The organism is Streptomyces sp. NPDC001709 (assembly GCF_053596375.1).
The window spans coordinates 77214-91033 of record NZ_JBSFGB010000005.1 but is presented as its reverse complement, the minus strand read 5'-3'; the positions used below and the strand labels follow the sequence as shown (position 1 = coordinate 91033).

Sequence of the window (13820 nt, the reverse complement as noted above, 5' to 3'; positions counted from 1 at the left end):
CGGTATTACGCCTGGAGGACGGCGAGATCCGTGCCGGGCAGATGGATCCAGCCCTCCTGCCGGGCGGCGGCGCGTTCGTCCGTGGAGCGCGGCCACAGTGTGTCCCCGACCAGGACGGCGCGGGCGACGAGGGCGCAGACCAGGGCGTCGAGGTGGTCGTGGCTGTCGACGCACCTCGTACGCACGGCCTGGGGGAGGGCCGACCCCAGACCCGCCTCGATGGAGCGGACGATGTCCTCCCGGACGGCCTGTGCCGCGGGCGTGGGGGCCTTGTAACTGCGGGTGAGGCGGATCCCCCAGCGCCGCAGCGCGGCGGCGGGATACACCTCGGCGACCGGTCCGGACCCGTCCCTGGGCACGGGGACGCCCGATGCCGCGAGCGCGTCCAGGAGATAGGCCGCTCGCAGCGCCACGACACCCAGCAGGTCGGTGGACACCGACAGTGGCGGCCGCATGGAGGTCGCCTTCCAGGTCAGGTCGTCGGTCAGGCGGAACCGCAGCGCGTCCAGACCGGGCCGCCCATCGGCACGCTCCTCAAACCGGACCGGGGGTGGCAGGGGCATGCCCTGGTGGTGGGCCAGAACGGTCGCCACGAAGCGCGACGGCCAGCCGAGGGGACAGTCGAGGCCTGTCTTGTCGGCCTCCCGGACCACAGCGAGCAGCTGCTCGTCCCCCTCGGGCACGACGAACTCCACCGCCAAGTCGTCCCCGGATCCCCAGACCACCCGGCACACGGCCGTGCGCCGTGCACGGGCGGCCAGATCAATGCCGACCGTCACCGTCTGTCCTCGTCCCATGCTCGGATCTTCCCGCAGCGAGGCACACCTCGAGTGCGACGTCTCTGTCACCGGCCCCAGATCTTCCGGTACGCCTCTCGGTAGCCCGTGGGGTCCCAGGTCGTGGCCCCTGCGCTGTTGGCCGCGGTGGAGATGTGCACGGGCGCGACATATCCGCTGGCCGGACGGCCGGAGAAGGCGCGGTTGAACTCGTCGAGGATCTGCCAGCCCTGCAGTGCCAGCGGTTCGGGGACGGTGGCCGCCTGGTACTGCTCGCTGTTGATGCGCTGGAAGGCGGACGGGTCGCCGTCCCCGGCGCCGATGTTGAAGGGCGGGCCGGAGCCCTTCTCGCCGGCCGAGCGGAAGGCGGGGGCGGCGTCGGCGAAGTACAGGTCGTTGATCGCGACGGAGTGGGTCCACCGGCTCCCGAAGCGGGAGAGGAGGACGGAGACCTCCCTGGGGGTACGGCTGCTCGCGTCCGGGATCGGGATGTTCTCATACGCCAGCATCCGCACGCCGGCACAGGCGGCCAGCCCCTTCCTGATCAGGTCGGACTTGTGTTTGGCGAAGGGGATCGAGGCGTCGGTGAAGAGGACGACTCCGGCGTTGCCGTGGGAGCCGGAGATGACCCACTGCGCGCTGATCGCGGCGACGTCGTCCACGTTGGTGGTGACGTTGGTGAAGAGCCGGGGCTTCGCGCTCGGGCCGGGCGATGCGACCGCGTGCCAGCCGATGAGCGGGATGCGCGCGGCAGTGGCCTGCGCGACTTGCTGGGAGACCGAGTTGGGGTCGAACCCGCCGATGACGATGCCCGAGGGCCTGAGTGCCACGGCCTCGCTCAGCGCCGCCTGGAGGCCGGCGGGGGTGCCCTCGCCGTCGATCACCCGGACGTTCCAGCCGATGATCCTCGCGGCCTCCCGCACGCCCGCCGCGACGCCTGCGACTCCGGGGTTGGTCATCGTCTGCGCGACGTAGACGATCGACTTGCCGGACACCGCCGCGGGGCCACTGGTCGGCCCGTTCCAGGGGACGTCGGTCTTCTCCGCCCGGGTGACGGCGGCCTGGGCCCTGGCCTGGACCGCGGGGCAGCCGCTCGGACCGGTGGTGGAGACCCCGGGGCCGTTCGACGAGCCGCGTTCGCAGCCCGCGAGGGCGGTGGCCGCTGCCAGCAGGGCGAGGCAGACGGATCGCACCTTGACGACGCCGAGGGCGGCCTTGCGATTGCGGTGCACGGGAGTTCCTCGCCGAGGAATGAGGACGCCGCGGCGGGAAGGGGAGGCAGGGGCCGTGGCGTGGGTCATGGAGTGGTGCCCGCCGTGCCATCGGGCGCCGAGGACGGCGGCTTTGGGGGTGGGGTGGGGGCGTCACGCGACGCGCCCGCCCCGGCGCGAAGGCGGCGGGCGGAGTAGCCGGCCAGGCCGACGGCGAGAAGGAGGGTGCCGCCGTGGAACAGGGGGACGGTCCAGAAGTCGGCGCCCAGCTGGCCGATGCCGGTGAGGCCGACGGCGAGCACGGCGACGGCGACGAGCGTTCCCAGGGCGTTGGGCCGGCCGGGTTTGACCGCGGTGGAGCCGAGGAGGGCGCCGACGAAGGCGGGCAGCAGATAGTCGAGGCCGACGCTGGGATTGCCGATCTGCTGCTGGGCCGCGAGCAGCACACCGGCGAAGCCGACGATCAGTCCCGATGCGGTGAACGCGTAGACGGTGTACCTGCGGGTCGGGATGCCGACCAGGTCGGCGGCGCGCGGGTTCGAGCCGATGACGTAGAGGTACCGGCCGAGCGGCAGCCGCTCCAGCACCAGCCAGAGGGCGACGGCGAGGGCGAGCACGTAGAAGGCGGGAACCGGAAGGCCGAGGAACCTGGAGTCGTAGAGATCGGTGAAGGCGGCGGGGAGACCTTGCGGACCGGGGACGATCCGTCCGCCGCCGGTGACCCAGCCGGTCACGGCGTACATCATGCCGCCGGTCCCGAGGGTGGCGATGAAGGAGTCGATCCGGCCGAACTCGACGACGACACCGTTGAGGACGCCCACGACCGTCCCTCCGGCGATCACCACGAGACAGGCCCACGGCCAGGGCCACCGCTCGTCGACCATGAGCTGCATCACCATGACGTGCGCCAGGCCGAGGCCGTAGCCGATGGAGAGGTCGAACGCGCTGGTCACGATGGGGACGGTGGCGGCGAGCGCGAGGACGGCGGGGATCGACTGGTTGGACAGGATCGAGTCGACCGTGTCCCGCGTGGGAAACGTACGCGGCAGGAAGAGGGAGAAGACCAGGAAGAGCAGACCGATCAGGGCCAGCAGGCCGTAGGCGCTGACGAGTTGTCCGGCGAGGCCCCGTCGGTGCGGTGGGGACGGGGATGCGGGGGAAGCGGGCGACGCGCTCATGAGGTGGTCGCGGTTCCGGAAGGGGGCATGCCCGAGGCCGCCCGGGTGAGCCCGGCGACCGTGAGGGCCGGACCGCTCAGCTCGGCCGTCACCGACCCGTCGACGAACACCAGGGCGCGCCGGCACACGCCCGCGATCTCCTCGAAGTCCGTGGAGATGAGCAGCACCGCGAGGCCGGTGGCCAGTGCCTCGTCGAGCAGGCGGTAGACGGCGGCCTTGGCTCCGACGTCCACGCTCGCGGTCGGTTCCTCCAGGATCAGCAGCCGCAGGCTCACCCGGAGCCACCGGCCGATCATGACCTTCTGCTGGTTTCCGCCGGACAGCGTGCCGATGGGGGCCTCGCTGTCCCGTGGACGCACCGAGAACCGTTCGATCAGGCGGGCGGCCTCGGCGCGTTCACGGCGGGGGGTGATCCAGTGCAGCGCCGGCAGGCCTCCGGCACGCGGGTTGGCCAGGAGGTTCTCCCGTACGGTCAGCTCGGCCGCGCAGCCCTCGCGCTGTCTGTCGCCGGGCACGAGGCCGACACCGAGCCGAACGGCGTCGGCGACCGAGCGGGGCCGGTACGGCCGGCCACCGAGGAAGGCTTGGCCGTCGAGGAGGGGCCGGGCACCGGCGAGTGCTCGGCCCAGGTCCATGTGCCCGGCGCCGGAGAGACCGACCAGTCCCAGGACCTCCCCGGCCCTGAGCTCCAGGCCGACCGGTCCCGCGGTGGGGGTCCGTACGCCGTCGAGGGTCAGCAGGGCCGGGCCGTCGGCGGGGACGGTGGCGGGGCGGTAGGGGGCCGGTTCCTCGCCGACGATGTCATGCACCAGACGGGCGGGGCTGTGGCCCGCCAGGGTGCCGTGGCTGACGAGGCGGCCGTCGCGCAGGACGGCGAAGGCGTCGGCGACCTTGTACACCTCGTCCAGGCGGTGGGTGACGTAGAGGATGCCGTGCCCCTGGTCGCGCAGGGTGTGCAGGACGCGGAAGAGCCGGGCGCAGTCCGTTGCGGGCAGACGGGCGGTCGGCTCGTCGAGGACGATGAGTTTCGCCTGGGCAGCCAGGGCTCGGGCGATGGCGACCAGCGAGCGCTCGGCGGGGGAGAGGCGGGCGATGGGCGCGGCGGGGTCGAGGTGTCGGGCGACGATCCGCAGGGCGTCGGTACTGCGCTCCCGGGTGCGCTGCCAGGAGATGAGTCCGGCCCGGCGGCGGTATCCGGTGCTCAGGGCGATGTTCTCGGCGACCGTCATCCACTCCACGAGACCGAGGTCCTGGTGGATGAAGGACATGGCGCGGGAGGCGGTATGACTCCCGAGCGGGTGCCCGTCCACCGTGACCTGTCCCGCGTTGGCGTGGTGGATGCCGGCGAGCACCTTGATGAGTGTGGACTTTCCGGCTCCGTTGGGGCCGAGGAGGGCGAGGACGCTGCCCGCGTGGACGTCGAGGTCGACCCCGTCCAGGGCGAGGGTCCCGCCGAACCGCTTGGCGAGCCCGTGGATGCGGACGAGGGGTTCCGCAGAGGTGTCGGGAGGGTCGTGCACGGACATCTCCGGGGGTCGGCCTGGCGAGTTTTTCCCGACTGTCGCCGCTGATCCTACTGGGCCAATCAATGGCATTTGGGACATACGGCGCCTTCTGTGACACCAACGGATCAGCGGCGCCGTCGGCCTCAGATACCGTCGAGGCCGCACTCGGCCCAGATGACCTTGCCCTGAGGCAGGTAGCGCGTCCCCCAGCTCTGCGCCAGTTGAGCGACGAGGAACAGGCCCCTGCCGCCTTCGTCGGTGCTGGCCGCCCGGCGCAGGTGCGGGGCGGTGTCGCTGGTGTCGGAGACCTCGCAGATCAGGGTGCGGTGGTGAAGCAGCCGTACGCGGATGGGGCCGGAGCCGTGACGGATGGCGTTGGTGACCAGCTCGCTGAGCATCAGCTCCGCGGCGAAAGCGGCCTCGTCGAGTCCCCAGTCGGCCAGCTGCCGTATGGCGCGGGCGCGGACTTCGCTGACGAGGGCCGGGTCGGGCTGCAGGTCCCAGGTGGCGATCCGGTCGGGGGCCAGGCCATGGGTGCGGGCGACGAGCAGGGCGATGTCGTCGCCTGGGTGGGCGGGCGCCACGCTGTTCAGCACCACCTGGCAGGTCTCCTCGGGCGTGTGTTCCGGGTGGGCCAGGGCCCCGCGCAACTGGTCGAGGACCGCGTCGACGTCGCGGTCCCGGTCCGCGATGAGTCCGTCGGTGTAGAGAACCAGGCGGCTGCCCTCGGGGAGGTCGATCTCGATGGCTTCGAAGGGCAGTCCCCCGAGACCGAGCGGAGGCCCGGCGGGCAGTTCGGGGAAGGACACCGTGCCGTCGGGGCGGACCAGCGCGGGGGGAGGATGCCCGGCGCGGGCCATGGTGCACTGCTGTGTGGTCGGGTCGTAGATGGCGTACAGGCAGGTCGCGCCGATGATGTCCGCTTCGTCGGCGGCCGGGTCCTCCCGGTCCAGGCGTCCCACCAGATTGTCGAGGTGGGTGAGGACTTCGTCCGGGGGGAAGTCGAGTTCGGCGAAGCTGCGTGCCGCGGTGCGCAGTCGTCCCATGGTGGCGGCCGAGAGCATGCCGTGGCCGACGACGTCCCCGACCATGAGGCCGATACGGGTGCCGGAGAGGGGGATCACGTCGTACCAGTCCCCGCCCACGTCGGACTCGGCGGGCAGATAGCGGTGGGCGACCTCGACGGCGTCCTGGTCGGGCAGTCCCTGTGGGAGCAGGCTGCGCTGCAGGGACAGCACCATGGTGCGTTCGCGCGTGTAGCGGCGGGCGTTGTCGATGGACAGGGCGGCGCGGGCGGCGAGTTCCTGGGCCAGCGAACGGTCGTCGTCGCCGAAGGGGGCGGGGTCCCGCCCGCGGTAGAAGGCGGCGACTCCCAGGACGACACCGCGGGCGACCAGGGGGACCGCGATGAGGGAGTGGACATGGGACAGCAGTTCCCCGCTGTGCTCGGGGTCGTGGGCGAGCCAGCCCGCGGCGGCCTTCAGGTCCGGTTCCAGCACCGCCTCCCCACTGGTCAGACAGCGCAGCTGTGGCGTGGTCGGGCCGTAGCCGACCTGATGGCCGACCGGGTGGAAGGGGCAGTCGTCGCGGATGCCGTGGACGACCGTACGGCGCAGGTCACCGTGCGGGTCGCTGGACTCCTCGCCGTGCAGTACGGACCCGGGCAGGTCGATCGTGACGTAGTCGGCGAGTCGGGGCACCGCCGTCTCCGCCAGTTCCTGGGCGGTGCGGCGCACGTCCAGGGTGGTGCCGATACGCGTGCTGGCCTCGGACAGCAGCTCCAGGCGGCGTCGTGCGGCGAGGGCGTACCGCCCCACCTCCGGCTCCCCCACGAGCAGCAGCCCTCTCGACGGCGGCGCGGAGGCGGGGTGATCGGTTCCCGCTCCGACGGCGGAGCCACCCTTGCCGGCCGCGGTGACCTGGCCGGGTGCGGCGATGGCGACGGCCCCGGACGACAGGACGTCACGGGAGGCGGCAGGCTCGGCAGGGGAGCCCGGCGACTCGTGGACCTGCCGCGCGGCGATGAGGGGATTGGGTGGTGCGGGCCCGGGCATGACGGCCTCGATGGCCAGGCCCTGCACCCCGGTGGCACTCGTCATCGGACGGCTCAGCAGCGTGACACGCTGTCCGTCGGACAGGGGGACGTGAACGGCGGCACGCTGCGCGCAGGAGATCAACTCGGTGGCCTTCTCCATGAGGAGCGCATGGTCACCGGGGTGCTGTCCGAGGGCGAGTTCGTCCCATCCGATGGTGCGGTGACGGCCGGCGGCGGCTTCGGCTTCGGTGTCCAGATAGGCCCGCAGCAGAGCGCGCTCGCGTGCGGAACTGTGGCTCAGCAGCCGCCGTTCGATGGCTCGCGCCGCCTTGCGTATCACGGTGGCCAGGGCTGGGTTGTCGAAGCTGCGTGGATAACCGAAGCACAGGACGCCCTCGATGCGGCCGCTGAGCGGGTCGCGGACCGGGAGCGCGCGGCAGGCGCTTGTCTGGGAGCGCTCGGCGAAGTGCTCGGCACCGTAGACCCGGATGAGCTGCCGCTCGGCCAGCGCGAGACCGATGCCGTTCGTGCCGGCGACCTGCTCGGCGAACACGAACCCCGGCATGCGCTGGATCGCCGGGAGGCTTCTGGCCAGGGACGGCTCTCCGAAACGGCGTAGGAGGACCGTTCCGCTCGCGTCGGCGACACAGATGTTCATCCTGGTGCCGGCGAAGCTGCACTGCAGCCGGTCGAGCACCGGCACGGCCGCGTGGATGATCCGTGCGTCCGTGTCGAAATCCTCTTGGAAGGGGAGGTCGGACTGGTCCGGTGAGAGCCCGAGGGAACGGCAGCGCTGCCACGAATTCGAGATGGGCGTGCGCACACCCGCTTCGACCGGCCCACCCTCCAGAAATCGCTCACGCGAACGTACGGGCCCCCTGCCGCCCGTACCACGTCCCGTGGGCCTCGCTGCCCCGCCGAACCGAACCACGCTTCGCCTCACTCGCGATAGCCCGCTTTTTCGGAAAAATCTGGCATATACAAGAGTACGGAGATTGGGGGTATTGGTCACGATGTGATAGATATTTCATGTACATGACTGATCGGGGCGGCTGTCGGTCGTCACAGGACCGCCACCGGATTGACGGGTGAACCCGTCCCGCCCGGGACGTTCAGCGGCGCCACGACCAGCAGGAACTCATACCGCCCGGCCTCTGCGGTGGCGGCGGAGAGGGCTTCCAGATCGAGGTTGTCCAGCAGCGGGACCCCCATCGCGGCCATGGCCAGGGCATGGACCGGCGAGTGCACGCCCTCCACAGGTGAGGGCCGTACATCACTGTCGCCGTCACCGCCCAGCAGTACGATGCCACGCTCGGCGAGCAGCGGTACGGCGTCCACGTGGAAGCCCGCGCTCGCCGTGTCGGGGTCCCAGGCACCGAGCTCCGCTCGGCGGCGGACGTGCCCAGACCGCAGCAGCACTGCGTCGCCCTCGCCGATCGTCACATCGAGCGCCTTCTCCGCGGCGGTGATGTCCGGTGCGTGCACCGCTTGTCCCGGCTCCAGCCAGCGGATCCCGAGGACAGCGGGGAGGTCGAGGAGCACACCCCTGGTGACGAGGGGCCCGAGCGTCGACACCGCTCCGAAGCGGGCACCTGCGGTGCCGACGACGTCGCCGGCCGCCCGGCCGTCGTAGAGCCGCCCCCGGTAGGCGATATGGCACAGGGCGTCGAGATGCGTGATGCCCTTGCCGTGGTAGTCGGCGGCGATGAAGTCCTTGTGGGTCGAGGGTTCCGGGCTCTCCACGTCACCGAGATCGGTCATGTGGTGCAGAGCGGGCTTGCGGTTGTCGGGCCCGGGGCGGGTGTTCCACGGCAGCGCCAACGGGATGACCGTCCCGGACCGCACCGCTGCCGTGGCCCGCCGCACATGGTCCGCGGTCACACGGTTCCAGGCACCGCGGTCGGCCGGGTCCCAGCGACCCCACGTGCGGAGCGCCTCGAAGAGCACGTCGAACTCCCGGCGGGAGACGGCGGGCCCGTTGCCGGTGACGGCTGATCCGGGATCGGGGGCATCGGCGGACTTCGAAGTCATCTGTACTCACCGTTCTCCGGGCGCGACACGGAGGAGCGTCATGCTCGTGATCAGCTCCAGCTTGGCACAGGGGCCGCGCCGCCCGGCCCGGGAACTCGGGTCCAGCCGCGGTGCGGGTGCCGGGTGTCCCTTCTGGCACGAGCCAATGCGCCGAGCGGGAGTCAAAATGAGGCATGGGCACGACGGACCCCTCCCGAGCAGTCGCCGGCCGGTCGGTGGCCGGCCCCGCCACGCCACCCAGTGGCCTGCTCGATCTGCTCAGCGTCGCCGCGGTGGTGCTGAACGCGAACGGCCAGGTGGTCTTCTGGAGCTCGAAGGCCGAGGAGCTGTTCGGCTACACCGCGGCGGAAGCGCTGGGTCAGTCCGCAGCTCGGCTGACGGTCCACGAGGAGCATCGGGACGAGGTGATCAAGCTGTTCGCCGAGGTCATGGAATCCGGCACCGACTGGGCCGGGGCGTTCCCGATCCGGCACAAGGACGGCAGCACCCGCCTGGTGGAGTTCCGCAACATGCGGTTGCTGGACGACCTCGGCGACGTCTACGCCCTGGGGCTCGCCGCGGATCAGGCCGCTGTGGAGCGGGTCGAGAGAGATGCCGCACTGGCCGTGCGCCTCGTGTCCCAGTCCCCGGTCGGGCTCGCCATTCTGGACGCGGACCTGCGGTACGTGGCCGTCAATCCCGCTCTCGAACGCATCACCGGTCAGTCCGCCGCGGAGCGTATCGGCCGACCGGTCGGCGAGGTCCTGACCTTCCTGGACACGGACCCCGAGGCACGTCTGCGCCGTGTCCTGGAGACGGGCGAGTCGGTCGTTGACCGGGACATCGTCTGCCGTCCCCCCGGCGACCCGGACCACGAGCATGCCTGGTCCGTCTCGTACTACCGGCTCGAGGACTCCGGCGGGCGGGTGCTGGGCCTGGCCTATTCCGTCATCGATGTCACCGAGCGTCATCGAGCCGCCGCCGAGGCGGCACGGGCCCGGGAACGGCTGGCACTGATCGCCAGGGCTTCGGCCTGCGTCGGCTCCACCCTCGATCTGGAGACGACAGCGCGTGAGCTCGCCGACATCGTCGTACCGGTCCTGGCCGATGTGGCCGCCGTGGACCTGCTCGACAGCGCTCTTGACGGCCGGATCGCGCCACGCGAGGGCCCGGCCCTCTTCCGCGCCCTCGCCGTCAGCGCGGCCCACTCCACCGAGGCAGCCAGCGCGGCCGCCCCGCCGGACGGACTCGCCACCTACGACAGCGACTGCCTGATCACCCGGTGCGTGCGCACCCGCCAGCCCGTACTGGTGCCCCGTACCACCCGTCAGGATCTGGAGTGCATCGCCCGCCACGGCGAGGCCGCCTCCCTCCTCGCGGCGGCCGGCGTGCACTCCTACCTGGCCGTACCGTTGATGGCCCGGGGCGAAGTCCTCGGTGCCCTCGACCTCACACGCACCCGGAACCCCGATCCCTTCGATGACGACGACGTGTTCCTCGCCCTGGAGTTGGCCGCCCGAGCCGCGGTCTGCATCGACAACGCCCGTGGGTACCAGACCCAGCGCCATGCGGCCCTCACCCTCCAGCGCAGTATGCTCCCCCAGCTCACATCGCACCTGCCGGGCCTGGAGATTGCCTGCCGCTACCAGCCCGCCGGCGCCGCGAGCGAGATCGGTGGCGACTGGTACGACGCCATACCCCTGCAGGGAGACAAGACCGCCCTGGTCGTCGGGGACGTCATGGGCAGCGGCATCAACGCCGCCGCCACCATGGGTCAACTCCGCAGCGCTGCCCGCGCCTTCGCCGAACTCGATCTCGCCCCGGCCGAGGCGATGTATCACCTCGGCCACCTGACCGAAGGGGTCGAGCAGGCCATCACCACCTGCATCTACTGCGTCTGCGACCCCCACCGGGGCCAGTGCCGGATATGCCTCGCCGGCCACCTGCCCCCGGCCCTGCTGCGGGTCGGCCAGGCGGCGCAGCTTCTCGACCTTCCCACCGGCGCACCGCTGGGCGTCGGAGGGGTCCCTTTCGAGGCCGCCACCATCGCCTTCCGCCCCGGCGACGAGCTGGTCCTCTACACCGACGGCCTGGTCGAAACGCGAGACGAACCCATCGACGCCCGCCTCGACACCCTGCTCGACGCCCTCTCGGCGACGCGTGGCCGTGATCTGGAAGAGACCTGCGACCGCGTCCTGGAGATTCTCCGGCCGCCCGGCGGTGAGGACGATGTCGCTCTGCTCATCGCCCGAGCTCAGCCCTGAGTGGTCACAGGAGGGTTCACCCGCCCGCCCGCCCGCACGCACGAGCCGATGGCGGGCCTGGCCATCGGGAGCACAGGCTTCAGCGAATGAATGACCGGCGCCATGGAATGTGGGGCAGGAGTTCGTCGCCGAGAGTGGGACGCCAGAGGGCGTGGGGCGTGATGCGGTGGATGGTCTGACGCAGGTCCAGATGTAGGTCCAGGTGCAGGTCCTGGCCGGGGCCGCCGCGCTGCCGGTGCAGTGCGGCCACGGCAACGGCGCAGCCCATTGTGGGCACGCACTGGCGAGGCATTGACGTGCCGCGAGCGCGGGTCCAGTCCGACCGAAAGGAACCGCTGATCGTCCGGTCCCCTCTATCCAAGCAGCCAGAATGTGTGGGCATTGCGGACGCTACAGCCGGTACCGCCCGTTTCGTCCCCGTCCAGTGGTCCAGAAAGGTGGTCGCGTGTCCCTCACCGGAACGCCGTTCTTCGTCGTCCTCATAGCCGCGACGGTCGTGGCGATGATCGGCACGATCGCCCTGTGGACCAGGATCCGCGGGCCCAGGCCGGTGCGCTGGCTGGCGCACACCGTGATGATCGGCCTGTGTCAGCTCACCGCGATCAGTGTCGTGGCCACGTGGATCAACAACAGCTACGGGCTGTATGCGTCCTGGGACGACCTCACGGGCAACACGGACAACGCCAACGCGATCGCGATGCCGGGGCCGCCGGTGCAGCGCGCGAAGTTCAACCAGAGCACCAAGGGCGGCGTCCTGGACACGTACTTCCACGGGCAGAAGTCCGCCCTGTCCGGGCAGGTGCTGGTGTGGAAGCCACCGCAGTACGACGAGCCGGCCTACAAGAACAAGCGGTTCCCGGTCATCATGCTGCTGCACGGCGTGCCCGGCTCTCCGGAGTCCTGGCTGGAGCACGGCGGCATGCCGGGCGCCTTCTCGGACCTGCTGAACCAGAACAAGGTGCACCCCTTCATCCTGGTGATGCCCGTGGTCAACCCGGGCAGTGTGGACACCGACTGCACCGACCTGCGCAACCGTAAGGTCGCGACCTGGATGTCGGCGGACGTCCCGGACCTGATCAGCCACAAGTTCCGCACCCTGCGGGGTGCCAGTGGCTGGGGCTTGATGGGCTTCTCGACCGGTGGCTTCTGCGCCGCGAAACTGCCCCTGCAGTACCCGAAGGTCTTCGGCGCGGGCGCCGCCCTCGACCCCGACCCGCTGACCGGCGACAAGTCCGTCCTCCCGGACCCGACCGTGCGCCGGCTCAACAGCCCGACCTACCTGGTGCGGCACACGAAGTCCCACGTCAGCCTGTTCCTCGCCACCTCACGCGAGGACCGTCTCAGCCCGCCCTCCTACATCACACAGTTCCAGGCGGCCGCGGCGTCCTCGCCGGTCACGGTGCGCACGCTGATCCTGCCGAACGGCGGCCACAACTACAACACCTGGTCCGCGGAGTTCCCACCGGCCTTCGCCTGGCTCAGCCAGTGGCTCTCCGCCCCGCACTGACCCCGGCGGTTTCCCGGCTGCCGGATCCTGCCGGACGACGATCGGCCGATCGCCGATCGCGTGGCGACGGTCGTCCGGTACGAGGCTTGGGAGGCGGCGACCGCGTACACGGGCGAGGAGGCGCTGCGGCTGGCCCCCCGAGTTCCATCCGGACATCGTCGTGCTCGGCCTGATGCTGCCGGACCTCGACGGCTTCGTCGTGCTCGACCGGCCGCGCGGCTCCAGGACGGTCGAGTCGACGGTGTTCCTGACGGCCCGCGATGGGGTGGCCGACCGGGGCGCGCCGTCTGACAGGTCACGCCTATGGCGGTGTGGTGCCCGGTGACGGTAGCCCAAGGCCGGGCGCGATGGCGTCTTCGCCGGTCTGGGCGAGCATGGAGATACCCGCGCGGACCTCCGCGGCGAGGTAGGCGCTGGGTGGTCAAACGATCGCCGGCGACTCGTGCGCATGCCGTGCTGGCATGAGCCCTGTACGCGCCCCCGTGCCGGCGGGAAGGCTGCCTTGCCGGCGGGCCGGTGGCCAAAACCTTACCGCCGAATTCGTCCAACTCCCGAGGAAAGCAGGTCGGTCGCCGTGCTGTTGCGTCTACCCACGTCTGTGTCCGAAGCACAGGAGTGTCTGGCCGAGGGGGCCGTGCCGATCGGTGGGGCGACGCTCTTGTGGGCCACGTGGCAGCGGGACGGCTTCCCCGAAATGGCTCTTTCGCTGCGCGATGTGCCGGAGGCCAACGTCCTGGGGCGAGAGACCGTGGGTGGCGCCGTGGTCCTGCACCGCATCGACGACCGGTGTCCGGATGTACTGCGCTTGGCGGCCGCCGCGGTGGGCACCGGGGCCGTACGGCGGACGGCCACGGTCGGAGGCAACATCGTCGGCAGCACGCTGCGCTGCCTTCTGCCTGCGGCGCTCGTTCTGAACGCCCGGGCGACGGTGCTGGAATCCGACGGTGTCCGCGAAACGGACCTGGCCGAAGTCGTGGCCAAGCGCCCCGTTCTCCTCAGCCTCTGCTGGTGTGAGCCGATCGCCTGCGCCTACCGCAAACTGGCCGCCGAGGCAGGCGGGCCGCCGCCCCTGGTGGTCGCCTCGGCGCTACACGCCGATGACGGGGAAGGTGACCGTCTTCGTGTTGCCGTGCGGTACGGCTACGACGTGCTCAGCGCCGATACCGTCCGGCGCGCCGACGCGGAAGAGGCCCTTGGGGCATTGGGCGGCACCTCCCTCGGTGACCTGCCGGCCGTCGCGTGGGAGGTCGTCCGTCAACAGGTGAGCGGTCTCTTGGGCGGTCGCAGCGAGGAGTGAAGACGGTCGGCAGTCGTCCGGCTGGACGCATCGGGCT

At 71.1% G+C, this 13820-nt stretch carries 9 protein-coding genes and 1 pseudogene; 4 read left to right on the top strand and 6 right to left on the bottom strand.

Annotation, left to right across the window (positions count from 1 at the left end; translation table 11 throughout):
• Nucleotides 1-5: 5 nt before the first annotated feature.
• The 6 genes from ACWC0C_RS09340 to ACWC0C_RS09315 all read right to left on the bottom strand — a co-directional run bounded on the left by ACWC0C_RS09340 (nt 6) and on the right by ACWC0C_RS09315 (nt 8736).
• Nucleotides 6-797 (bottom strand): DUF429 domain-containing protein, encoded by a 792-nt coding sequence (locus tag ACWC0C_RS09340; RefSeq protein ID WP_450862839.1) that lies wholly within the window; start codon nt 795-797, stop codon nt 6-8.
• A 47-nt stretch (nt 798-844) separates the two neighbouring features.
• A complete protein-coding gene (locus ACWC0C_RS09335; RefSeq protein WP_450862837.1) occupies nt 845-2008 on the bottom strand; it encodes a substrate-binding domain-containing protein in 1164 nt (387 codons plus the stop codon).
• A 65-nt stretch (nt 2009-2073) separates the two neighbouring features.
• Complete coding sequence (locus ACWC0C_RS09330; RefSeq protein WP_450862835.1) at nt 2074-3165, bottom strand: ABC transporter permease; 1092 nt, start codon at nt 3163-3165, stop codon at nt 2074-2076.
• On the bottom strand, nt 3162-4691 hold the full coding sequence (locus ACWC0C_RS09325; protein ID WP_450862833.1) for a sugar ABC transporter ATP-binding protein: 1530 nt from the start codon (nt 4689-4691) through the stop codon (nt 3162-3164). The genes ACWC0C_RS09330 and ACWC0C_RS09325 overlap by 4 nt, the downstream gene beginning before the upstream one ends.
• A 122-nt stretch (nt 4692-4813) precedes the next feature.
• Nucleotides 4814-7636: a SpoIIE family protein phosphatase gene (locus ACWC0C_RS09320; RefSeq protein ID WP_450862831.1), complete on the bottom strand. Its 2823-nt coding sequence runs from the start codon at nt 7634-7636 to the stop codon at nt 4814-4816.
• Nucleotides 7637-7767: 131 nt separating this feature from the next.
• A complete protein-coding gene (locus ACWC0C_RS09315; RefSeq protein WP_449196550.1) occupies nt 7768-8736 on the bottom strand; it encodes a cyclase family protein in 969 nt (322 codons plus the stop codon).
• Between the two features lie 173 nt (nt 8737-8909).
• Here ACWC0C_RS09315 and ACWC0C_RS09310 point away from each other — a divergent pair, with 173 nt between their 5' ends.
• From ACWC0C_RS09310 to ACWC0C_RS09295, 4 genes and pseudogenes are all read left to right on the top strand, one after another.
• The gene (locus ACWC0C_RS09310) at nt 8910-10979 is read left to right on the top strand and encodes a SpoIIE family protein phosphatase (RefSeq protein ID WP_450862829.1); all 2070 of its coding nucleotides are present in this window, start codon (nt 8910-8912) and stop codon (nt 10977-10979) included.
• Nucleotides 10980-11424: 445 nt separating this feature from the next.
• A complete protein-coding gene (locus ACWC0C_RS09305) occupies nt 11425-12486 on the top strand; it encodes an alpha/beta hydrolase (protein WP_450862827.1) in 1062 nt (353 codons plus the stop codon).
• Nucleotides 12487-12510: 24 nt separating this feature from the next.
• A pseudogene (locus ACWC0C_RS09300) lies at nt 12511-12769 on the top strand (response regulator); the annotation flags it as partial.
• 291 nt (nt 12770-13060) lie between these two features.
• Nucleotides 13061-13783 carry an FAD binding domain-containing protein gene (locus ACWC0C_RS09295; RefSeq protein ID WP_450863176.1) on the top strand — a complete coding sequence of 241 codons (723 nt, stop codon included), beginning with the start codon at nt 13061-13063 and terminating at the stop codon, nt 13781-13783.
• Nucleotides 13784-13820 lie beyond the last annotated feature (37 nt).

Coding starts and splice junctions, on each gene's coding strand:
- ACWC0C_RS09315 (WP_449196550.1), bottom strand. CDS start 8,736: ATGACTTCGAAGTCCGCCGATGCCCCCGATCCCGGATCAGCCGTCACC.
- ACWC0C_RS09330 (WP_450862835.1), bottom strand. CDS start 3,165: ATGAGCGCGTCGCCCGCTTCCCCCGCATCCCCGTCCCCACCGCACCGA.
- ACWC0C_RS09325 (WP_450862833.1), bottom strand. CDS start 4,691: ATGTCCGTGCACGACCCTCCCGACACCTCTGCGGAACCCCTCGTCCGC.
- ACWC0C_RS09310 (WP_450862829.1), top strand. CDS start 8,910: ATGGGCACGACGGACCCCTCCCGAGCAGTCGCCGGCCGGTCGGTGGCC.
- ACWC0C_RS09340 (WP_450862839.1), bottom strand. CDS start 797: ATGGGACGAGGACAGACGGTGACGGTCGGCATTGATCTGGCCGCCCGT.